At 39.3% G+C, this 21,057-nt stretch carries 23 protein-coding genes and 1 pseudogene; 15 read left to right on the forward strand and 9 right to left on the reverse strand.

The window, feature by feature from the left end:
- Positions 1–3 precede the first annotated feature (3 nt).
- The 7 genes from mog to HCN_RS04260 all read right to left on the reverse strand — a co-directional run bounded on the left by mog (position 4) and on the right by HCN_RS04260 (position 4,544).
- A complete protein-coding gene (mog, locus tag HCN_RS04230) occupies positions 4–534 on the reverse strand; it encodes a molybdopterin adenylyltransferase (RefSeq protein ID WP_014666653.1) in 531 nt (176 codons plus the stop codon).
- On the reverse strand, positions 522–1,073 hold the full coding sequence (mobB, locus tag HCN_RS04235; RefSeq protein WP_014667547.1) for a molybdopterin-guanine dinucleotide biosynthesis protein B: 552 nt from the start codon (positions 1,071–1,073) through the stop codon (positions 522–524). Before mobB ends, mog begins: the two co-directional genes overlap by 13 nt.
- Positions 1,064–1,672 carry a molybdopterin synthase catalytic subunit gene (locus tag HCN_RS12575; protein WP_014667548.1) on the reverse strand — a complete coding sequence of 203 codons (609 nt, stop codon included), beginning with the start codon at positions 1,670–1,672 and terminating at the stop codon, positions 1,064–1,066. The genes mobB and HCN_RS12575 overlap by 10 nt, the downstream gene beginning before the upstream one ends.
- Positions 1,672–1,896, reverse strand: a complete 225-nt coding sequence (locus tag HCN_RS04245) for a MoaD/ThiS family protein (RefSeq protein ID WP_014666654.1) — start codon at positions 1,894–1,896, stop codon at positions 1,672–1,674. Before HCN_RS04245 ends, HCN_RS12575 begins: the two co-directional genes overlap by 1 nt.
- Positions 1,897–1,933: 37 nt before the next feature.
- Positions 1,934–3,187 (reverse strand): molybdopterin molybdotransferase MoeA, encoded by a 1,254-nt coding sequence (locus HCN_RS04250; RefSeq protein ID WP_014666655.1) that lies wholly within the window; start codon positions 3,185–3,187, stop codon positions 1,934–1,936.
- A gap of 12 nt (positions 3,188–3,199) precedes the next feature.
- Positions 3,200–3,787, reverse strand: coding sequence for a GTP cyclohydrolase II (gene ribA, locus HCN_RS04255; protein WP_014666656.1), 588 nt, complete (start codon positions 3,785–3,787; stop codon positions 3,200–3,202).
- Between the two features lie 70 nt (positions 3,788–3,857).
- Positions 3,858–4,544: a DedA family protein gene (locus HCN_RS04260; RefSeq protein ID WP_014666657.1), complete on the reverse strand. Its 687-nt coding sequence runs from the start codon at positions 4,542–4,544 to the stop codon at positions 3,858–3,860.
- Positions 4,545–4,691: 147 nt separating this feature from the next.
- Between HCN_RS04260 and HCN_RS04265 the strand changes: the two genes are divergently transcribed.
- From HCN_RS04265 to HCN_RS04300, 8 genes are read left to right on the forward strand one after another with little or no spacing between them, the layout of a single operon-like run.
- Positions 4,692–5,348, forward strand: a complete 657-nt coding sequence (locus HCN_RS04265; protein WP_014666658.1) for a carbonic anhydrase — start codon at positions 4,692–4,694, stop codon at positions 5,346–5,348.
- Positions 5,348–6,166, forward strand: a complete 819-nt coding sequence (kdsA, locus tag HCN_RS04270; RefSeq protein WP_014666659.1) for a 3-deoxy-8-phosphooctulonate synthase — start codon at positions 5,348–5,350, stop codon at positions 6,164–6,166. The genes HCN_RS04265 and kdsA overlap by 1 nt, the downstream gene beginning before the upstream one ends.
- On the forward strand, positions 6,163–6,633 hold the full coding sequence (ribH, locus tag HCN_RS04275) for a 6,7-dimethyl-8-ribityllumazine synthase (RefSeq protein ID WP_002956800.1): 471 nt from the start codon (positions 6,163–6,165) through the stop codon (positions 6,631–6,633). The genes kdsA and ribH overlap by 4 nt, the downstream gene beginning before the upstream one ends.
- A 5-nt stretch (positions 6,634–6,638) precedes the next feature.
- A complete protein-coding gene (gene nusB, locus HCN_RS04280; RefSeq protein WP_014666660.1) occupies positions 6,639–7,136 on the forward strand; it encodes a transcription antitermination factor NusB in 498 nt (165 codons plus the stop codon).
- A complete protein-coding gene (pyrF, locus tag HCN_RS04285; protein ID WP_014666661.1) occupies positions 7,133–7,840 on the forward strand; it encodes an orotidine-5'-phosphate decarboxylase in 708 nt (235 codons plus the stop codon). Before nusB ends, pyrF begins: the two co-directional genes overlap by 4 nt.
- Complete coding sequence (gene panC, locus HCN_RS04290) at positions 7,827–8,654, forward strand: pantoate--beta-alanine ligase (RefSeq protein WP_002956797.1); 828 nt, start codon at positions 7,827–7,829, stop codon at positions 8,652–8,654. The genes pyrF and panC overlap by 14 nt, the downstream gene beginning before the upstream one ends.
- A gap of 7 nt (positions 8,655–8,661) precedes the next feature.
- Positions 8,662–9,918, forward strand: coding sequence for an Opr family porin (locus HCN_RS04295; protein WP_014666662.1), 1,257 nt, complete (start codon positions 8,662–8,664; stop codon positions 9,916–9,918).
- A 22-nt stretch (positions 9,919–9,940) separates the two neighbouring features.
- A complete protein-coding gene (locus HCN_RS04300; protein WP_232501877.1) occupies positions 9,941–11,938 on the forward strand; it encodes an alkaline phosphatase family protein in 1,998 nt (665 codons plus the stop codon).
- Between the two features lie 85 nt (positions 11,939–12,023).
- On the opposite strand, the pseudogene HCN_RS04305 reads toward HCN_RS04300, so the two are convergent.
- Both HCN_RS04305 and ciaB read right to left on the reverse strand, forming a co-directional pair.
- Positions 12,024–12,299: pseudogene (locus HCN_RS04305) on the reverse strand (tryptophan synthase subunit beta); the annotation flags it as partial.
- Positions 12,300–12,843: 544 nt separating this feature from the next.
- A complete protein-coding gene (gene ciaB, locus HCN_RS04310; RefSeq protein WP_014666664.1) occupies positions 12,844–14,901 on the reverse strand; it encodes an invasion protein CiaB in 2,058 nt (685 codons plus the stop codon).
- A 108-nt stretch (positions 14,902–15,009) separates the two neighbouring features.
- On the opposite strand from ciaB, the gene htpX reads away from it, so the two are divergent.
- From htpX to HCN_RS04340, 7 genes are all read left to right on the forward strand, one after another.
- Complete coding sequence (gene htpX, locus HCN_RS04315) at positions 15,010–15,939, forward strand: zinc metalloprotease HtpX (RefSeq protein WP_014666665.1); 930 nt, start codon at positions 15,010–15,012, stop codon at positions 15,937–15,939.
- Positions 15,940–16,677: 738 nt separating this feature from the next.
- Positions 16,678–17,256, forward strand: coding sequence for a GTP cyclohydrolase I FolE (gene folE / locus HCN_RS04320; RefSeq protein WP_014666666.1), 579 nt, complete (start codon positions 16,678–16,680; stop codon positions 17,254–17,256).
- Positions 17,257–17,431: 175 nt separating this feature from the next.
- Positions 17,432–18,601, forward strand: coding sequence for a porin family protein (locus tag HCN_RS04325; RefSeq protein WP_014666667.1), 1,170 nt, complete (start codon positions 17,432–17,434; stop codon positions 18,599–18,601).
- Between the two features lie 182 nt (positions 18,602–18,783).
- Positions 18,784–19,566, forward strand: a complete 783-nt coding sequence (locus tag HCN_RS04330; protein WP_014666668.1) for a TSUP family transporter — start codon at positions 18,784–18,786, stop codon at positions 19,564–19,566.
- A 65-nt stretch (positions 19,567–19,631) separates the two neighbouring features.
- Positions 19,632–20,048 carry a DUF1104 domain-containing protein gene (locus HCN_RS04335; protein ID WP_014666669.1) on the forward strand — a complete coding sequence of 139 codons (417 nt, stop codon included), beginning with the start codon at positions 19,632–19,634 and terminating at the stop codon, positions 20,046–20,048.
- A gap of 95 nt (positions 20,049–20,143) precedes the next feature.
- Positions 20,144–20,344: a hypothetical protein gene (locus tag HCN_RS11215; RefSeq protein ID WP_133246276.1), complete on the forward strand. Its 201-nt coding sequence runs from the start codon at positions 20,144–20,146 to the stop codon at positions 20,342–20,344.
- 22 nt (positions 20,345–20,366) lie between these two features.
- On the forward strand, positions 20,367–21,053 hold the full coding sequence (locus HCN_RS04340) for a response regulator transcription factor (protein WP_014666670.1): 687 nt from the start codon (positions 20,367–20,369) through the stop codon (positions 21,051–21,053).
- Positions 21,054–21,057: the final 4 nt, after the last annotated feature.

A 21,057-nucleotide genomic window follows, 5' to 3' on the forward strand; every position in this document is an offset into this window, starting at 1 on the left:
TCTTTAGGCTTTTGGGCGGAATATAGTGATATTCTCCGCATTTGCGTGAATGTATCCTGCCTCAATCAAATCAAGGCAGTAAGGCACAGCAGGAAAGACTGCTTCAAGGCATTCTTTTATACTTTTTGGTTTGCCCGGGAGATTGATAATTAAAGACTTCCCGCGTATCCCAGCACTTTGACGCGATAAAATCGCTGTGGGGACATATTGCAAACTCACACTTCGCATAAGCTCACCAAATCCGGGAAGCATTTTTTGACATACCGATTCTGTGGCTTCGGGCGTTACATCTCGTTTTGCGGGTCCTGTGCCACCTGTGGTTACAATCAAATCACAACCCTGCTTATCACTCAAATCTTTGAGATAAGATTCTATGAGCCTTTGCTCATCAGCGATGATATGGTAGCAAAACTCGCAAGGATTAAGGATAAAGCTTTTTAGCACTTCTTGTATTGCTTTGCCCGATTCATCTTCGTAAATTCCTTGATAGGCTCTATCGCTTGAGACAAGCACACCGATTTTTATTGTTTGCATTGTGTATCCTTTGTTGTAGATTGTAAAAGAAAGTTTGCAATTTGTGCCACATCATTAAGATTGAGTGTGGGGATATGACTTGGCACGATGTTAGCATTACTCACACTCTCATCTATGGCAAAAGCGTCCGCATAGGGAATATAAGTAGATTCTATACCCTCCCTTGCAACAACAATGCGTTTAAAAGGCAGAGTTTTAAGCCCTTCAATAAAAATAAAATCATAATCCTTAAAAAGCTCCATAGTTTTATAAAAGGCTTGAATGTCGGTAGAATCTTGTGAATCTACGCTTTCATTTTTTGTCTGCAAAATAGTGCGTGTAGGCGAGATAAGAGCCACCGCATCGGCAGTTTGAAAGAATTTATATGAATCCTTACCCTGTGTGTCAAAAATTGCCTTATCCTTTGGGTCGTGCTTGAAAATAGCTACCTTTGCTCCCCTTGCCTTAAAATACTCACTTAATTTACAAATAAGCGTCGTCTTGCCACTATTGCTTTTCCCGCTAAAGGCAAAAATAATGGGCTTAGAATCTACCTGCATAAGATTCCACTTCCTTTGAGGGCTTTGCTTCTCTCTTTGGCATAGATTCTTTTGTGATTGATAACATCATATTTCCAAATGGGTGCATTAGCCTTAAAATCCTCTATCAGCTCCGCATACAGACTAAGAGCTACCTTGCGATGAGATGAGATAATGCCACACATAAAAGAGCTTTTCCCACAAGGCACATCGCCTATGCTGTGAGCCATACACACATAAGCCCCCATATTATGGGCTTTTTCCTGCCACGAGTGAAACCATTTCTCTAGTAAGGGTTTATAAATATCAAAGCTAAGGGCTTCTATATCACTAGAATCTAGAAACTGCGTCATCTTTTCAGCAATTTCAAGGGAGTTTGCTTCTTGTGCATCGGCACTACCGCTTAGGTAGCTTCTCGCACAAGAATCGGCACAACCCTTGAAATTATCTAAAAATATTTCCGCAGTCGGCGTTTTGGGGTTTTGAGATTTTAGATGTTGCTCTTTTCGCACGATACCACTAAAAATGCTTACTGCTCCGCAATTTTTGCTTTGAGCTAGAGCTTCCCATTGTGTGTAAAGCTCACCTGTTGGCAATGCTCCGTGATATAAACTTAGCATTATCCACCACACACTGGAGGGAGCAAAGCTATTCTATCGCCATCACACAATGGGTGGGATAGAGATTCAATAATCTCATCATTAACTGCCACTGCACTTATTGTAAGCCATTGTTGCAGAGCAGAATCTTTACTTAAAATCTCTTTTAACTCTTGTAATGTGTTTGCTTCTAGCTCAACAGGGGGGATATGGCTCATCGGTCCCAAAAATTCAACTTTTACCATATAAACACTCCTTTTGCTTGGGATTTTACACAAGATTCTATATAAGATGATGAAGAAACATCACTTGCACCACTGCACCTTTGGGTAAATCACTGCCATTTTCTTCTAAAATCGCAAGGGCAGTGTTGTGGGTAAGATTATTCACCATTGAGCTTTGCAGGGATTTTTTCTTTGCAAAACTCACACTGAGTTTGCCATTATGTGAGAACACTTCACACGCACGAAATTCTAATCTGGAATCACTGCGTTTGCACTCTTCAAGCAAAGTCGCTTCAAATGTTGCTTCAATATGTGGGGGCTTGTGGATTCTATTTTGCAAACGAGCAAGTAAGGTAGTGCCAAAAAGCAAAAAAGTTACCGCAGAGGAATTTGGAAAGCCCGGTAGTCCTAGAATCAGCGTTTTATTAGCCACACCAAAGGCAACAGGTTTGCCCGGCTTCAATCTCACGCCTTTAAAGTGAATCTGGCTCAATTCCTGCATTATCTCTTGTGTGTAGTCATAATCCCCAGCACTCATACCGCCGGTGGTAAGGAGCATATCGCATTCCTTTAACGCTTGAATGTAAGCAGTTTTTATCATCTCTTTATCATCTTTGATGATGGGATAAATGATAGGCTCTTGCCCCATTTGTAAAAGCAGAGATTCTAAAAGATGTGTATTGACACTTCGCACAACATTGTGATGTGGGCTATCTTGCCCCACTTCAATGATTTCATCGCCCACGCATAAGATTCCAACCTTTGCCTTTTGATACACTTGCACAAAGCTTTGATTAAGCTCTGCTAACAAGCCTACTTCAAATGCACCGATTTTATCGCCCTGACGGAGCAGAATCTCGCCCTCTTTATAATTATCGCCAACTTGGCGTATCCATTGGGATTTGCGGATAGAATCTAGCGGGGCATTTAAAAATATCTTATTATTTTCAAGCGTGATATACTCCACAATGATAAGCGTATCAGCATTAAGTGGCATTACAGATCCGGTGAAAGTCTTTATCGCGTGGGCTTTTTGGAGCGTTGGGCGGGTGGGATTCCCAGCTTTATTTGGTGGCAGGATAGTAAGTCCTTGCTTGGAGAGTAGCTCTAAATCCTCAAATATCATCGCATAGCCGTCCATCGCAGCGGTAGGGTAGGCTGGGACATTGCAAGGGGCTTGTACATCTTGGGCTAAGATTCTATTTAGGGCATTTTTAAAATGCACTTGCTGTGTGCCAAGCGGCTCTATGGGGATTGAATCTAGGATATGCAAGGCTTCTTTGTAGCTAATAAGTTTAGGATAGTTTGCCATTTTCCATAATCCTTAGAGTAGATGTCCAAGCTTTTGCTTTTTAACTTCAAGGTAGGCTTTGTTGTGGGGATTGCAAGGGGTGATAATGCTATGCCGCACAACCTTTGCATAAGGCTCTAAGGCGTGAATCTTGCGTGGATTGTTGGTAAGAAGATTAATCTCTGTAATGTTAAAATGCTTAAAAATCTCGCCTACAATCTCATAGCTTCGCATATCGCCTTCAAAGCCAAGCTTTTGATTTGCCTCCACTGTGTCATAGCCCATATCTTGCAAAGCGTAAGCATTAATCTTATTGAATAGCCCTATCCCTCGCCCTTCCTGTCGCAAGTAAATCAGCACACCGCCCTCTTCACTTTGAGCGATTTTCTCCATTGCTAAAGCTAATTCATTACCACAATCGCATTTTTGTGAGCCAAAGACATCGCCAGTTAGGCATTCGGAGTGGATTCTCACTAGGGGAGTTTTGCTAAGATTCTGTGTAAAAACGATAAGATGTTCTTTTGTTGTAGAATCTGCAAGATACTCGCGAAAACTGATTGTGAGAAAATCCCCAAAACGCGTTGGGAGCTTAGCTTGATTGGAAATATCATATTTCATCATTTATTATCCTTTTTTGATCTTGTGTAAGATAGGTGAATTTGAAAGAGCGATTCTAAAATGTTTTGATTAATCATAAGTGATTTTTCTTTTTCAAACGCCAATAAAGCAAATATCCGCCTCCACAGATAATTACAAAGCCTAGCGTGTAAAGTCCTGCTTGTTTGACAAGCCCTTTAAGCTCTAGCTCTTGTGGGCTTGGTGTGCGTGAAGTAAAGGCGTGGATAATAGAATTTACACTTATGCCTGTGTCAAAAAGCACCCCAGCATAATAGCCGATGATGGTTAGGATAATCACCCAAATACCCGCACCAAGCGAAGTATAAAGGCAAAATTTTGCTAGATTCATTTTGGCTAGTCCAGCGGGCAAAGAGATATATTGCCTAACAACCGTGATCAATCGCCCTATAAATGTGCTGATAGGTCCGTGCTTTGTGAAAAAATCTTCCATTTTCTGCATAGTAGATTCAGTGAAAAAGAAGTATTTGCCATAGCGGATAAGAAAATCTCTCCCAAATTTTAATGCCAAGTAGTAGTTAAATAATGCCCCAGCTAAAGAGCCTAAAATCCCGCATAGCACAGCGATAATAGCATTCATCTCGCCTGTATAGACTAAATATCCAGCAGGTATCATCACCACTTCGGAGGGGAAGGGAAAGAAGCTAGATTCTAAAAACATCATAAGGAAAATCCCAACATATCCAAGTGTGCCTACAATCTCAACAATACCGCCTATAATGCTACCAAGTATCTCGCCCATTTTTGCTCCCTTAAATTAAAGTTATCAAATCAAATTGCATTGTGATTATTTTAGTTTGATATAATGCCATAATTTTTTTACAGAATCTAGCCAACGCTAAGTGTTTATTAAGACTAGGCGTGAAGAGTGTAATGCTAAAGGAGTGGAATGAAGGAGCTGTTTCAAGGGGCGGTGAAGTTTAGAGAGGAGGATTTCAACGAGCATAAAGAGCTGTATGAGAGCCTTAAAAAACACCAAGAGCCACATACGCTTCTTATCACCTGCACAGATTCACGCGTTGTGCCAAATTTGATAACAAACTCTTTACCCGGGGATTTATTCGTCATACGCAATATGGGGAATCTTGTGCCACCATATTTGGGGAAAAACAAAGGCATACGCGATGGGTATTTAGCAACGACTTCCGCCATAGAATATGCTTTGGTGATTTTGGGTATTAAGAATGTCATTATTTGCGGACATAGTGATTGTGGGGCTTGTTCGGCGATTTATGAGCCACCAGAAAAGCTTGAGAATGCACCCTATGTCCAAAAATGGATAGAGCTTTTAGAGCCGGTAAAACAAAAGGTAGATGCCCTAAAGCCAAATTCCAAAGCAAAACGCACTTGGCTTATGGAGCAGATGAATATAGAACATCAGCTTGAGAATCTAATGACTTATCCTTTTGTGGAGGAGCGGTTTGATAGGGGGGATTTAAATGTGTATGGGTGGTATTACATCATAGAAACAGGTGAGATTCTAAACTACAATATGATAAAGCGAGAGTTTAAGACAATAAATCAAATTAAAAAGGAGAGCGTATAATGGAGCGTATGATAATAATGAGCGGACCTTGCGTGATTGAAAGCATTGAGGGGCTAAATGCCGTAGCTGAAGCCTTAAAGCCTTTAGCGGAGAATCCACAGATTGACTTTTATTTCAAAGCGAGTTTTGATAAGGCAAACCGCACGAGTTTAGAATCTTATCGCGGACCGGGCTTAGAAAAGGGATTGGCGATGTTGCAAGAGATTAAAACTAAATTTGGTTATAAGATTCTTACAGATATACACGAGAGTTATCAAGCAGGTGCGATTGCTGAAGTGGCGGATATTATACAGATTCCAGCGTTTTTGTGTCGGCAGACGGATTTGATTGTAGCGGTTGCAAAGACGGATTGTATTGTGAATATCAAAAAAGGGCAGTTTATGAATCCTGCGGATATGCAACATAGTGTGCTAAAAGCCATCAAAACGCGTGGAGGCTCACAGGCGACTTATGAACAAGCAAAGGAATATAGAATTTGGCTCACAGAGCGGGGCAGCAGCTTTGGCTATGGGAATCTTGTGGTAGATATGCGTTCATTAGTGATTATGCGTTCTTTTGCACCGGTGATTTTTGATGCGACACATAGTGTGCAAATGCCCGGGGCAGCTGGTGGCAAAAGTGGTGGCGATAGCTCATTTGTGCCTTATCTTGCTAGGGCGGCTGCGGCAGTTGGCGTTGATGGCTTTTTTATGGAGACACATCTCAATCCCAAAGAAGCATTAAGTGATGGACCAAATATGGTGCAGACAAATGCCTTGCTTCCGCTCATAGATGAGCTACAAAAGATTACTAATCTCACACAAAAGGAGTGCAAATGAATGTGATAGAGGGCAAACTACAACTTATGGGGAGTGAAAAAATCGCCATTATCAGCTCTAGATTCAATCATCTTATTACCGATAGGCTTGTTGAGGGGGCAAAGGACTGCTTTTTACGACACGGAGGCAGAGATGATTTACTTGATTTAATCCTTGTGCCCGGAGCGTATGAGATTCCATTTGCGTTACAAAAGGTGCTTTCTCAAGGTGAATATGATGGAATCTGCTGTCTTGGTGCGGTGATTCGCGGATCAACACCACATTTTGATTATGTCTCTGCTGAAGCGACAAAGGGCATTGCTAATGTTACGCTTAAATATGGCGCACCTGTAACCTTTGGTGTTTTGACCACAGATAGCATTGAGCAAGCTATTGAACGAGCGGGGACAAAGGCAGGAAATAAAGGCTTTGAATCTATGGCAGGGCTTATTGAGCTTGTGAATCTGTATAGAAAAATCGGGGCTTAAGACTTATGGCTACTCGCACACAGGCACGAGAGGCGGTTATTGGAATGCTGTATGCCTATGACTTGGGGAATAAGGATATTTTAGACATTGCGCGTTCTATGTTTGAAGAGAAAAAGATTAAAAATAAACAACAAGATTTTGCATTTTTGCTTTTGCAAGGTGCGATTACAAATCTACAAAGCATTGATGAAGCGATTATCCCTTATCTTAAGGAGTGGGATTTCTCTAGGCTTGGGGGAATGGAAAAGGCAGTGCTGCGACTTGGGGCGTATGAGATTCTCTATACGGATACAGATTCTCCTGTGGTGATTAATGAAGCTATTGAGCTTGGCAAGATGTATGGTGGAGAGGATAATACGCCGCGTTTTTTAAATGGTGTGCTTGATGCGTTGAGTAAGGCTCATAGGCAAACGAGCAAGGAAGCACAAGATTCTAAAATAGAATCTACAAGTTTAGATTCTCTCTCACAAAATGCAAATAAAGATAAAGGCAGAGATAAATGAAGCTCTGTATTGCCCTTGATAATGAAAATTTGCAAGAAAACCTTTGCTTATTAGAATCTTTACGCACCCTTTCATCATCGCAAAAGCAAGATATTTGGCTCAAAATTGGGCTAAGGAGCTTTATTCGTGATGGTGTGAGCGGATTAGAATCTATTAAAAAATATGGTGCGTATAAAATCTTTTTAGATTTGAAACTCTATGATATTCCAAATACAATGCTTGATGCGATTATTGAAGTCCAAAAGCTTGGCGTTGATATGCTGACAATCCATACAAGCTGTGGGTTAAGAGCTATGAAAGAAATCGCTAGATTAAAAGAAAAGTATCAAATGCCCCTTATTATTGGTGTGAGTGCTTTGACAAGCTTTGATAATGATGAATTTATGGAAGTGTATAATGCCTCTGTATTTTCTCATACACTTAAACTTGCGAGTTTAGCATACAAGGCGGGGATTGATGGTGTGGTGTGTTCTACTTATGAAAGTTTAGCTATTAAGCAACGCACAGATTCTAGCTTTCTTACTATCACACCAGCAATCCGTCCATTCGGGGAAAATGTGGGGGATCAAAAGCGTGTGGCGACCTTGCGTGATGCGTTAGATTGCAAAAGTGATATTGCCGTGATTGGACGCCCTATTTATAAGGCAGATAAGCCCATAGAAGTGGTGCAAGATATTTTAAAGGCGATGAATGGAAGTATGTAGAGATAGGCGGTCTTTGCGGGAGTTTCGCAGTAGGCTAGAGGGTAGTGTAGGCTTTGTGGCGACTATGGGGGCATTGCATAAAGGGCATTTAAGCTTGATTGAAAAGTCATTACAGGAAAATAAGCATACAATCATATCTATCTTTGTGAATCCTACGCAATTTGGGGAGAATGAAGACTTTGGGAGCTACCCTCGCACTTTGGAAGCTGACTTGGCATTATGTAAAAAAGCAGGGGTGAGTGCGGTATTTACCCCAAGTGTGGAAGATATGTATAGCACAGATGAAATTACTTTTAATCCCCCAAAAAATATGGGCTATATTTTAGAGGGCTTTGATAGACCGACACATTTTGCTGGGGTTATTGCTGTGGTGCTAAAGCTTTTTATGTTGGTTCAGCCTTATAGGGCGTATTTTGGGCAAAAGGACGCACAACAGGTGCTGATTTTACAAAAAATGGTGCGAGATTTGTTTTTGAATCTTGAGATTGTGCCTTGTGAGATTATGCGCGATGATGATGGCTTGGCTCTAAGCTCACGCAATATTTATTTGAGCCAAAAGGAGCGAGAGACTGCTCTATGTATCCCACGCACGATTGCTTTAGTGAAAAAGGAAATTGACAATGGCGAAGTAAAAGTGGATAAGCTTAAAACCCTTGCATTAGAATCTTTAACACAGAGTGAAACTACACTTTTTTATGCGGATTTTTTTAATAGAGAGCTTAAACCCATTGCAATGATAGAAAAGCAAAAAAGTATTTTTTTAATCGCACTCAAAGTTGGCAAAACGCGTTTGTTAGATAATCTGTGGATATAGGAAAAATATGAAAAAAATAGTTTTAAGCGTAATGCTTTGCGGAAGTGTATGGGGGTATGCGTGGGGATATGATAGTATTGATGAAGCCTTAGAAAATGGAATCTCAAGCGGTGATATTACCCTATATGGCAATTACACAAATGGCACAAAAAATCAAGGCAACAATAAAGGCAAAAATGATTTTAGTGAATCTGGCTATATGGTAGGCAGTGTGGGCTTAGCCTACCACTCGGCGTTTTATAAGTATTTGCGTGTGGCGGTGAGCTTTAGGGCAGTGGGTGTGGCGTATGAAAATGATACAGATTCTATCTGGGGAGCTGAGAATTTAACGAATAATCCAAATCGCTATGGCAAGGGCGATGCTTCTAGGGATTTTTATATGAATGATCGCACGATGCTAGGGCAAAGCTATGTAGAATATTTTGATGGAAATACGAGTATTAAGGCTGGGCGTATTTTTGCAGATTCTGAATGGGCAGATAGGCTTGTAGATGGTGTGTGGCTGCGGAATCGCTCCTTGCCAAATGCACTGATTGAGGGCTTGTGGGTAAAAAATAGTGGCTATGTGCAGTATAATAAAATGACAGGCTTTTATGATGTGAATCCGCACAATAGCCTTGGGCTGACACAAATGAGCTTCAAATATCATATTGGCGAAGTGATGAGTGTGAAATTTTATGGTATTGCTAATCCAAGTATGTTTTATGCCACAGGTGTGAAAGCCTCTGCACGATATGAGGCTTCAAAGTCTTATATCGGTTTGAGCGGACATTTTGCCACGAGCTTTGAGCAAACCTATGGTGTGCAAAAAGGCAAAGAGGGCAATGGCTACAACACAGATGTGAAGGTTTATGTAGGCGTGAAAGATATGGCAGAAGTGAGCGGAGGCTATATCGGCAGTGGAAGTAATGTCGGCTGGGGGTCTCTCAATACGCTTGGTAATAGTGTCAGTCCATTTTTTATGTGGGGCGGGAGAGCCCTGCTTGAAGGCGTAGATTCGAATGTATGGTATGGCAAGGTGATGTTTGCCATTGATAGAGTGAGTTTTGCGGTGGTGTATGGTAGCACGAAGTTTAGGGGAATGTCTATGATAAATGATCCACTAAAGCCTTATGATAGGGTGAATGAAGTAAATTTTCTACTTGATTTTGGATTTACAGAGCATTTTAGTGGTATTGTGAATGTCCTTAACACACACGGTGGCTCACAGTTATATTATCCACATATGACAAATGTGAATCTAGGTATGAAATTGGCATTTTGAGAAATTGATTGAAGGGAGCAGTATGGATAAAATATATAAAATTTGGCATATAACAAAGGCTAGATTCAATAGTCTGCGGGGGGGGGGGCGCAAAACTAAAAGCATAAGTCTTTTACATATCATACTCTATTCTGTTAGGGTAGTGTGGCGTAGGGTTTTTACCCCGTATGCCGACATTGCCCGACACGATTTTAAGCAATATCGCCTTATGTCAATTATAGCGATATGTAATATTTGCTTTGTTGTTTTTGTTTTCAATCCTTATAGTGTTTATAGCAGTGATGTGTCGCAATTTGATATTGCGCAGATTCGTTCAACTTTAGCAAAGCTTTTTGGCTGGTTTTTGTTGTTTTCATTTGTGTTTATTTATTTTATAAGTTTTGTTTATAAAACGAGGCTATTTAAAGTTTGTGTATGGGCACTATGTGTGCTTATGTTTATGGCTACGTGTTATAGTGCGATCTTTGTGCGTGATTGTGAGTTTAACACTTATGGCTTACTTGATAATTTTGTTTTTCAAGGTGGTGTATCCGTTTATAATCCTAAAAATAAATATTTTGATATCATTTTTGGCTTATGCTCTATGGTTGTTGTATTTGTGCTTATTTATAAGCGTTTTTTTATTCACTTTGCGTTTGTATGCGGTGTAGTTTTTGTTAGCTTTGCCTTGCGTGATGCTATAAAAATTTTATCTGTTGATATTTCACAAAAAGTATATGATAATGTCTTGCCACCTTATAATGATAAGCTTTTATCTTTTTCACAAGATTCTAATATTTTGGTTTTAGTGCTTGATGCTTTTACCGGTTCGCATTTAGATATAATCCTGCAGCAGGAGGATTTGCGTGAAAAATTAAGTGGTTTTACATACTATAACAATACACTTGCAACTTCCAACAATACACAATTTAATACTCCAGCATTAATGGGAGGGGAAAAATATACGAGCCTATCGCTTTATAATCAAGGTGTGAGAAACGCACAAGATTCATATGATGAAGCATTTTTTATTTTGCCAGAAAAACTATTGCAAAAGGGATATAAGGTTGCGGTGTATGATACAGTGCCGGTTTTGCCTACAACATTTGAATCTTATTTTGGTGATACGGTATTGGTAGCAAATCAAGATAAACAGAGTTACATAGGAAGTTTTATCCATCATTATAATTTGGGTGATTTTATTCAAACACAATTTGATGAGATTAGAAAAAAACAAGATTCTGTTGCCATACTCTTTGCCATTGGTCTTTTTAAGGCTGCACCTTATACGATGAGAGTTAGGATTTATGGTGATGGCCAGTGGCTTTTTGCGAAGAAAAATTTATCTGATGAGTTGGCGACACAGCTTAGATATGTCTCGGATGTAGCAATGTTTCCATTTGTTTCCAATACAAATTCACAAAGAAAAACTTTTAAATATATCAAGTCAATGATTACGCATTATCCTTGGCAATTAGATTTAGAAAATCAATGTGCTCCTAATGTTTTTGCACAAAGCTCCTTGCCAGAATTATATCAGGCATTTATGCCCAAAGAATATCGTAATGGATACAATGATAAGCATTACAACAATGAATATTGTGCGATAAAGTTTGTCCTTGATTGGTTAGATTGGTTTAGAGAGAATGATATTTATGATAAAAGTGCTATTGTGATTGTGAGCGATCATGGTCATTATGATAGTTTTTCACAGATTCAAAACAATAATTTTGAACAGCTTGGCACCCAATCAGATGCACTTTTGCTTGTAAAGCCCTTTGGTGCAAAGGGCAAATTAAGAATTGATAGTGGTTTAAAAAGCAATGCCGATGTTTATACAATGGTGTGTAAATTTGCAGCTCTTAATTGTGATAATATGGCAGATATACACGCAACAAACCGCATTTTATATCATACAAATTCCCCGTTTACCGAACACTTAGAAATAGATCGTGCCTATCGTGTGAGAGAAAATATTTTTGAATCACATAATTGGGAGGATATAAGTCAGGAGATTAAAGATTTAAAGCAAAACCTTTGACATTTGATTATATTTTTAGAGATTTCAAAGAAAAATTTGCAATACGCCAAGGTTTAGAGAATCTAAGTTTAATCTAACTTTGAGCCTAGCTCTCAATCCGCTTTATCTCATCTTTTAAAAAGTTTTTCCATTGCGTTGGTGTCAGGGCTTTTGCTGTGATGAAAATATCTTTATCACCCCTGCCTGACACATTTGCAATGATTTTTTTGCCTTTATTCTCTTTGCATACTTTAAGTAATGCAGCAAGGGCGTGGCTAGACTCTAAAGCTGGGATAATGCCCTCATTTTTAGCAAAAAATGCTAATGCTTCTAGTGCTTCATCATCTGTGGCGGAAGTAAAATGCAAACGATTGGCTTTAAATTATAAAATCCTTAAATTTGACTTACTAAAATGGATTTGCCATCAATAAACTTATTAATCCATTATTTGTAATTTAAAATAAGAAGACTCAAATGCATATTTTTAAGTCTCACTACAGGTAAAAATACACATTTTTCTGTTGGAAATAGATTGTAAGTTAGCATTACGCTCAATGTTGTGTTTTTTAACATGGTGTCAACCCTTATAGTTTTATTTGTATTTTTTTAAGGTTGCTGTTGTGCCTGTGTCTTCTGTCATTGCTCAAGGCGTAAGTTGGTAATTATAATGCTGTTGTTGCATAACTTCCTTTGAGTAAGACTGAATGGGAATATTCCTAGCTTTGTGTGTCAAAGCATCTTGGTGCACAATTTGGTATTAATATTATTTTATTTAAGATGAAGATTCTGGGTTGATGGCATTGAATTGAGGGGATATATATGAAGCGTAGAGCTTGAATGTGGAGATTTAATTATAACTGTGGGGCTGTTTGATTTGGGGTTTAAGGGTGCTGCTTATTTGCACTTTTAAGATTTGCAAATAAGCTTTACAAAGGCGAGTAAATCTCATTGCCAATGCTTTTATACCGCTCCCAATAAAAGTCAGCAAAAGCTCTAACTTGCGGATTTATAGCGTGATAGCCATTGCGATTGATAAAGCGTTCAAGCCACGCATTTGCTGGGAGCTTTTGTATGTAATGCTTAGCCAAAGATGTGTAGGTGTGTTGATACCACTTTATCAGCCTAGTATAATGCTCTTTGTGAATCTGCAAATGCGGTGTTTGTGCCTTATCAAAGCTTAACACCCCGCTTTCAAATAATCCGCTTAAATGCAATAGTCCCTCACAATAATACGCCCGAACTTCCAAGCTCTCCCTCCACGCCATAAGCCCAACACAACGCTTAATGTGATCTTCAAGCAAAGATTCTAAAATTTTATCCATTCCACCCAAGCTTGTTTCATAAGCAAGAATCTCTTTCAAATCTTTGCAATCCGCAGAATCTTGCCCCATATTTTTTGCTTTCTCATAGTGTAAAAACCACGCCACAAGCCCACCGCAAGTAGCCTTAAATTCTTCTATATTTTTAAACTCTCCATCAATATTCATAAGCCCCTCACTCTGCCAATCCACCCACAGAATATGCCCAAACTCGTGTCCATTCGTGCTAATGTCATACACAAAGTGCCAAAGCCTTTCATTATGAAATAAAATCTCACGCCACTTCTCCAAAAGCTCCGCCCCGAAAAATTCTACATTAATTTTCATCTGCGGTTTGGCTTTAGCTTGATTGATGATTCTATCTGGGAAAGCAAAGATCTTTTTGCCCTTTTGACTGGAGATTGTCTCATCATTTGGCACCACTTGTGCGGAAAATAGTCCATTATTCTCCGCTCCATAATACAAAAGCGGCATTGAGTTATACAAGCTTGTTTGCTTAAACGCACAAGTAATGGCATTATAAAGCGTAGAATCTAGCTCTAATTCTTGACTTAATGTTTGAAACATTGCTCCCACAAGATTTTTAGCATAGCTTTTTGTTTCATTCTTTTTATTCTCTAGGCGTAAGTCCCATTCTGGTGCGACACTATGGCGATAAATATCTTCATAATACTCAAAAGGGTGGGCGATTTGCAAGGGCGTTTTGATAGCCATCCACGCTAAATCCACTTCCTGCCATTGCTTGATGAGATTTTTGCTTTCACTCTCTCCCCACGCTCTTATAAGTGTCTTCAAATAGGCAATATAAGCATCTTTTGCGTGATATATAGAATCTTCTAGCAAACTAAGATTTTCAATACTTTGCTTCAAAGATTTAATAATGCACTCCACTTCCTGTGGGAATGCCTTGATATAAGGCTGTGAGATAAACTTTGTGCCAACTTGCAATGGGATAGAGTAGCACCGCCCGATATATACGCCATTTTCATCTCTATCAAGGCTAGATTCTAGAATCTGCCTTGTCTCTTGTGTGCTTTTGTGGGAGTCTGCGGTGTTGGCTTGGTCATTTGCATTGAGCAAACTCCCTTCACCCCCACCTCTACAGCCCAAAAAATCATCACAAGATACTTCTGTAGAATCTAGGTTTGTGAGAGATTCTACGAAGCTATATGTCTTCTCAAAGTCTCGGTTTATCCCATCAATCAGTCGTTTTTGCCACGATACAAAAAAGCCATTCATCGCAAGTCCAACGCGATGTGTACTAGCTAGAATCTCCCTATAAAATGCACTTAAAAGCCCCTTTTGCTCTATACTTTGCAAAAGGCTTTCAAACTGCCCTTGGTAGAATCTCATCACAAAATCAAGGAGCATATATCGTGCTTTGTCAATCTCATATTCTTTGTTTTCACTCTCCACATATTGCGTTTGTAAAATCTGCACGACTTTATCTTCTCGCAGATTTACTATACGCTCACACAACGCCATAAGGGTTGATTGACTAGGTTCAAGGTTGCATTGCTTACTTAAATCACATAAAATCTTGTGTTTGGGTGAATCCTGCTGTGTTATAGCGTCAAAAAATGTATAAATCTCCCTGCTTTGAATCTGGCTTAGCTCATAAATCTGTGTAAGCTCATTTTCAAATACTGCTTTTGATTTTTCCATAATATCTCCTTAGTTTTTGCTTGTGTGTCTTAAGATAAATTAGCAAAACTTTGCCATAATATCGCTGAATAAATGTTAAGCAAGGGCTTATGAATTTAAGGGGAGCTTATGGATTCTCGTTTTGAACGCATTATTAGACAAAATCAGCTTAAAACCTATGCTGTTTTATGCGTGTATATTGCCATTTTTGTTTTTATCGGGCTGTTGGCGGATATTATTCGGCTAAATAGCGAGAGTTTGCAGGAGGGATTCTATCTCTTACTCACATTACAGGAATTCCCCCTTATCACTTTTATAATGGGCGTTGTGGCATTTGGCGTGATAATGTATAGTGTGGGGCAGTTTTCACGCATTATGCTAAGTGGCAATGAGTATAAACGCATAAATCCAAATCTCGTGCTTTCCCGCAGAGAATCCACACTCTATGGTGTTTTTAGCGATTTGCTTAAAAGTGCAAATTGCCCTTTTGAACCAGCGTTATATATCATAGAAGCCCCATATATGAATGCCTTTGCAAGTGGGTGGAATGAAAAAAACTCTATGATTGCTATTACTTCCACACTTTTAGAGCGACTAAAAGAAGATGAGCTAAAAGCCGTCATCGCCCACGAGCTAAGCCATATACGACACGGCGATGTAAGGCTTACAATGTGTGTTGGGATTTTAAGCAATATTATGCTTTTGGGGGTAAATATCTTTACCTTTTATTTCAGCAGCTCAAACTCTCAAGGAGCGCGTGTAGCTAGGAATATCCTGCTTGTGTTGCAGTTTATTTTACCTTTGCTTACAATGGTGCTAAGTCTTTTTATCTCTCGCAACCGCGAGTATATGGCAGATTCTGGTGCGGCGTATTTGATGAGAGATAGTGAGCCGATGATTAGGGCGTTACAAAAGATTAGCCAAGATTATTCTCAAAACACTTACACCGAGCCGAATCCTACTCGTGCAAGTGCGTATCTTTTTGATACGAGTGAGATTTTAAGCACACATCCTAGCATACAAAATCGTATAAAGTCTTTACTAGGACAAAGATTTTGAGTAGGCATTCAGCCTACAATTCGTCTTTGGGTAATCATAGTAGCGATTTTATGGATTTTAGGGGAACCGCAGACTCTATGTCTAGCTCCCCCCCCTAAAATCCATAAAAAGCCCCACTAGCAATACCGCAAATACTAGAATTGTGGATTCTAAAAGCCTAGAATCTCAAGTCGATTCCACAATGGCAGAATCTCGCCCCTCTCGTGGTGCGAAAACAAAGCTAACTTACGCTTAAAGTATATCTTTAAGCGTGTAAAATTAAATCGCGTGAAACGCAAACCTATAAAAGCGTTGTAGGGTGGGGGATTTTTAAGGGGGAGGGAGCGACTTCGCAATTTAAGCCCCTCCCCCTTAAAAAAAAAACAGAAAAACAGAAACTAGCGTTCAAAACCACTTTTTGTGAAAAAGAAAAAAAAGCAAAAAACCTCTCTTAACAACATTCGTATAACTTCGTATAATGTATGCTATACGAAGTTATTACGGGAGCGACTTCGCAATTTAACGACCCCTACCCCCCTTTAAAAAAAAAACAGAAAAACAGAAACTAGCGTTCAAAACCACTTTTTGTGAAAAGAAAAAAAAGCAAAAACACTCTCTTACAACATAAAGATACTTCGCTTTTTTTAAAGGTTCAATACGACAAAAACGCAAAATCTCAAACAAAGCTTACGCTTCAGTATGATAAAAGCTTAGAATCTTAGGTAAAATCTTATTATCAAAATTTACAAAGGAGTGTCTATGAAAATACCACAAGATAAAGCCCTAGAGCAAAGCTCAAAGGCATTTTTTGAATCTTTATGCGCGTTTGTGGGGGAAGATTCTAAACGAGAGGGGTTAGAAGCTACACCAAAGCGTATTGCTACAAGCTTTGCAGAAATGCTAGATGGCTACGCTCAAAGCCCAAAAGTTGCCTTAGGCAGTGTCTTTGAAGATGGCGTGTGTGATGAAATGATAGTGCTTAAAAAACTGCCCTTTTATTCTATGTGCGAACATCATCTTTTACCTTTTTTTGGCTTTATATCTATTGGCTACATTCCAGATTCTAAACTCGTGGGGATTAGTGGCTTGGCACGATTAGCGGAAGTTTTTACACATCGTTTGCAGATTCAAGAGCAGCTTACAGCGCAAATTGCCAATGCACTGATGAGTGAGCTAAGCCCTAAGGGTGTAATGGTCGTATGTGAAGCAAGACATCTATGCCTTGAAATGCGAGGGAAGCAAAGGCAGTCGCATATCATCACTTCTGCGTTGCGTGGGCTATTTAAGAAAGACTCTAAAACTCGTGCAGAGTTTATGCAACTGCTGAATAATCCTTAAAAACAAGGACAATCTTTATTTGATATTTTGTGAAATAGTGCTTAGTTTGTGGGGAATCTCCCCATATTTTACATAAATTTTACATTTAGCCTTGACATTTTATACATTTTCTAATGATAATGGCACTAGTTCAATCTTGAACTATAATCTTAAACAACTCGTAATGGAGGTTTTTATGAAAAAGATAGTTGTAAGCAGTGCTTTATCGGCTCTTCTTGTGTTGCCAGCAATGGCTTTTGAAGTGCATAATAACGATGATACAAAGGTTGATATCTATGGATCAATCCGCGGTTATGTAGGCTATGGCGAAAGTGGCAAGGCTGGAGCTGATGCGGGATACCTTATTGGGATTCAAAATAACTCACAATTTGGTGTGAAATTCCAAAAAGATAAGTTTAAAGCTAATGTAGAGTGGGGTGCAGTAGAGCCGGGCGTCGATGGCAATGCTAACAGCACAGGCTGGAGACAATATTGGGGATCTTATACAACTTCGGCTGGGACAATTCTCTTTGGTAAGACAAATACCCCAACAATTGATAATGGCTTTACAAATGACTTCTTCAACAATGACAATGGCTCAAGTGGCTTTGGTGGTATTGCTACTGGAAGCAGAAAGATTCAGATTCAATATAATGTAGCTGGACTAAGCCTAGCGCTTGTAGAAGATGAAACAGGTGATGGACGAAATGGTGGTGCAGCTCGACCAAATCAAGAATCTCCTCGTATCGCTACAAGCTATACAATCAATGATGACAAAGGCAAACCTATCTTTAAAGCAGCGGCGACTTATAAATACTACAATTCTAACACAATTCAAGGAAATGTGCCTGCTGGGACAAGTGCATATCACGCTTGGATAGGTTATAAACCTACATTTGGTAGCTCATTCCTTTCATTAATGGCAAATTATGGTAAAAATGGGCATCTTTATGGTGAGCAACTCACAAGAATAAGTACAGGTGGTTATCACCATTCTACGCTTGATGTAGCTGGATTAGACGCACAAAGAGCGGGTGCAAGAGTGGAGTTTGGCACAAAGCTTTCTAGTGATATGGGACTTATCATCGGTGCTGGGTATCAGGCGACATTTGGCGGAAAAGGACAAAAAAATGCTCTAAAAACTGCTTCTGGAGCAGATAAAGATTCAATGATTCATAGTTATTCAGCATTTATTCAGCTTCCTTATAAAGTTAGCTCAAACTTTACTTTTGCTCCACAAGTAAGCTTCTATCAAACAATTGAGGGAACAAGTGGTGCAAGGAGTAATACTGCTGCTGGTACCAATACATTTAGCGGTAAAGAAACAGGCGTTATCGCTGCTGCTAGAATCAAGTGGGATTTCTAATCCTTGTTTTGTCTCCTTTAAGAAAGGTGCTTCACAATGTGTCGTTTGTGGCACCTTTTGCTTTTATCATATTTCTTTTGACTTGCTTTACATCTTTAACATTCATATCAAATTTATCACTTCACATTTAACACTTTAATCTTATAATATCGCTTTTCTCATATTTTTATTAGGATTTAGATATGGTATTTGATTTTGGTATTGAGATAAGTGTGGGGTTGGTTGTATTTTTAATCGCTTGTGCGTTTGTAGCGGGATTTGTAGATTCTATTGCTGGGGGTGGGGGAATGATAACTATCCCTGCCTTGCTCTTTGCTGGAATCCCACCGCTTCAAGCTTTGGGGACAAATAAGTTTCAAAGCTGTTTTGGGAGCTTTGGGGCGAGCTTGCATTTTTACAAAAGGGGGCATATTGATTTAAAAGGAAGTGTGGGGTTTGTGTGTGTGGTTTTTCTTAGCTCTATACTTGGGAGTGTGTGTGTGGGGCTTTTTGAGAGTGATTTTCTGCGTAAATGTATCCCATTTTTGCTGATTATCTTTGCGTTTTACTTTCTCTTTTCTCCAAAAATCACGCAAGATTCTAGCAAGGCGATATTGGGAAGTGCAGGGCTAGGCTTTGTGCTAGGGATAATTGGCTTTTATGATGGATTTTTTGGTCCGGGGACTGGCTCATTTTTTATGCTTTCTCTCATTACGCTTGGGGGCTTTTCACTGCTTCAAGCCTTAGCAAATGCTAAACTTTTTAACTTCGCTACAAATCTTGCTTCAATGCTTGTCTTTGCCTTTGGGGGGCATATTTTGTGGATTGTGGGCTTATGTATGGCGTTAGGGCAGTTTGCAGGGGCAAGTCTAGGCTCACGCATAGCTATTGGCTATGGGGTAAAGATTATAAAACCGCTTGTGGTGTGCGTGTCTTTAGCCGCGTGTGTGAATCTATTGTATAAAGAATTTTTCACTTCACTTTGACTTCATTTTAAAAGTATAAACTTCGCCTATCCATTTAAGGATAAACTAACATAAAAGGAGTTTTTATGAAACTTACAAGGACATTGAAAATAGGTGTGTTGGCTGTGGCTTTTGGAAGTCTAGTGTGTGCGAATGCAGCGGATTTTAGCAAGAAAAGTGATAAGGAGCTTATTTCACTCTCTGGCATAGTTAAGGTTGAAGAGTTTGCTGACTATGAGCTTGAGATAGCAAAGCGAATGAAGGCTAAAAGTGAAAAAGAGGCAAAAGACTTTAGAGAAAAGCTCAAAGCTCAATATGAAAAGGCTACTGAAAATATGAGTGTCAAGGAATATAGAGAGTATAAAAAGGCTACACACGAAGCGATGAAAAAGCGTGTGGAAAATATGAGTGAAAAGGAGCTAAAAGAGAGTGGATTGCCACCGCATAGACATTTTAAAGAGTGCAAAGGCAAAGCTGAATGCAAGGATAAAAAAGCATTGTGAGCCAAAAAAGAAATAAAAAACTTGCCTTGCAATGATAATGAGAGACAACGAGGCCAACTACGCTTAAAGTATATCTTTAAGCGTGTAAAATTAAATTGCACGAAGTGCAAACCTATAAAAGCGTTGTAGGGGGTGAGCGACACGATTGCGAACGATTTATAAGGGGGAATGAGCGGTATATCTGCGAGCCGACTTCGCAATTTAAGCCCCTCCCCCTTATAAAAAATAAAAAACTTAGAATCTTGAAAAGAGATACTTTGCTGTCGCTCAGTATGAAAAAAACAAAGAAAAAGTAAAAGCACAAAAAGGAAGTAAAAGATGTCGGCAAAGATTTTATTGCTAGAAGATGACTTTGTGCTAAGTGAGATTCTGCTTGAATTTTTAAACGAGCAGGGCTATGATGTGAAGCTTTGTGATAATGCTAAAGATGCGTTAAATTGTGCTTATGAGCAGCATTTTGATTTGTGGATCTTTGATGTGAAAGTGCCTTTGGGTAATGGATTTGATATACTAAAAGAGCTTAGGGAGTGTGGGAAAAACACACCGAGCATTTTTATCACTTCGCTTGATAGGATTGATGATTTACAAAGTGGCTATAAGGCGGGGTGCGATGACTATCTTAAAAAACCCTTTGAGCTTTTGGAGCTACAATATCGTATCCGCACATTGCTGAAACGCTCTTTTTCCCATACGCATACGGAATATGTGAAGCTGCGTAATGGTATGAAGTTTGGAATCTTAACGCAACTGCTCTATGATGAGCATAACGCCATTGTGCCTTTGACACAAAAGGAGAGTCTTTTGCTTTTATTGCTTTTACAACACAAGGGGAGCTATGTATCCCAAGAGATGATTTTTGATACTTTGTGGGAATACGAGCAAGAGCCAAGTGAAATGAGTTTGCGTGCGTATGTGAAAAATCTGCGTAAGATTCTGGGTAAAGATAGTATTGTCAATCAACGCGGCAGAGGGTATTGCTATAATGAAAATAACAATGTGGAGTAGGTGT

It is taken from the genome of Helicobacter cinaedi PAGU611 (assembly GCF_000284635.1).
GTDB lineage: Bacteria > Campylobacterota > Campylobacteria > Campylobacterales > Helicobacteraceae > Helicobacter_C > Helicobacter_C cinaedi.

Excerpts from the sequence above, each read along its gene's own strand:
- mog (WP_014666653.1), bottom strand. The coding sequence starts at position 534 with ATGCAAACAATAAAAATCGGTGTGCTTGTCTCAAGCGATAGAGCCTAT.
- mobB (WP_014667547.1), bottom strand. The coding sequence starts at position 1,073 with ATGCAGGTAGATTCTAAGCCCATTATTTTTGCCTTTAGCGGGAAAAGC.
- HCN_RS12575 (WP_014667548.1), bottom strand. The coding sequence starts at position 1,672 with ATGCTAAGTTTATATCACGGAGCATTGCCAACAGGTGAGCTTTACACA.
- HCN_RS04245 (WP_014666654.1), bottom strand. The coding sequence starts at position 1,896 with ATGGTAAAAGTTGAATTTTTGGGACCGATGAGCCATATCCCCCCTGTT.
- HCN_RS04250 (WP_014666655.1), bottom strand. The coding sequence starts at position 3,187 with ATGGCAAACTATCCTAAACTTATTAGCTACAAAGAAGCCTTGCATATC.
- ribA (WP_014666656.1), bottom strand. The coding sequence starts at position 3,787 with ATGATGAAATATGATATTTCCAATCAAGCTAAGCTCCCAACGCGTTTT.
- HCN_RS04260 (WP_014666657.1), bottom strand. The coding sequence starts at position 4,544 with ATGGGCGAGATACTTGGTAGCATTATAGGCGGTATTGTTGAGATTGTA.
- HCN_RS04265 (WP_014666658.1), top strand. The coding sequence starts at position 4,692 with ATGAAGGAGCTGTTTCAAGGGGCGGTGAAGTTTAGAGAGGAGGATTTC.
- kdsA (WP_014666659.1), top strand. The coding sequence starts at position 5,348 with ATGGAGCGTATGATAATAATGAGCGGACCTTGCGTGATTGAAAGCATT.
- ribH (WP_002956800.1), top strand. The coding sequence starts at position 6,163 with ATGAATGTGATAGAGGGCAAACTACAACTTATGGGGAGTGAAAAAATC.
- nusB (WP_014666660.1), top strand. The coding sequence starts at position 6,639 with ATGGCTACTCGCACACAGGCACGAGAGGCGGTTATTGGAATGCTGTAT.
- pyrF (WP_014666661.1), top strand. The coding sequence starts at position 7,133 with ATGAAGCTCTGTATTGCCCTTGATAATGAAAATTTGCAAGAAAACCTT.
- panC (WP_002956797.1), top strand. The coding sequence starts at position 7,827 with ATGGAAGTATGTAGAGATAGGCGGTCTTTGCGGGAGTTTCGCAGTAGG.
- HCN_RS04295 (WP_014666662.1), top strand. The coding sequence starts at position 8,662 with ATGAAAAAAATAGTTTTAAGCGTAATGCTTTGCGGAAGTGTATGGGGG.
- HCN_RS04300 (WP_232501877.1), top strand. The coding sequence starts at position 9,941 with ATGGATAAAATATATAAAATTTGGCATATAACAAAGGCTAGATTCAAT.
- ciaB (WP_014666664.1), bottom strand. The coding sequence starts at position 14,901 with ATGGAAAAATCAAAAGCAGTATTTGAAAATGAGCTTACACAGATTTAT.
- htpX (WP_014666665.1), top strand. The coding sequence starts at position 15,010 with ATGGATTCTCGTTTTGAACGCATTATTAGACAAAATCAGCTTAAAACC.
- folE (WP_014666666.1), top strand. The coding sequence starts at position 16,678 with ATGAAAATACCACAAGATAAAGCCCTAGAGCAAAGCTCAAAGGCATTT.
- HCN_RS04325 (WP_014666667.1), top strand. The coding sequence starts at position 17,432 with ATGAAAAAGATAGTTGTAAGCAGTGCTTTATCGGCTCTTCTTGTGTTG.
- HCN_RS04330 (WP_014666668.1), top strand. The coding sequence starts at position 18,784 with ATGGTATTTGATTTTGGTATTGAGATAAGTGTGGGGTTGGTTGTATTT.
- HCN_RS04335 (WP_014666669.1), top strand. The coding sequence starts at position 19,632 with ATGAAACTTACAAGGACATTGAAAATAGGTGTGTTGGCTGTGGCTTTT.
- HCN_RS04340 (WP_014666670.1), top strand. The coding sequence starts at position 20,367 with ATGTCGGCAAAGATTTTATTGCTAGAAGATGACTTTGTGCTAAGTGAG.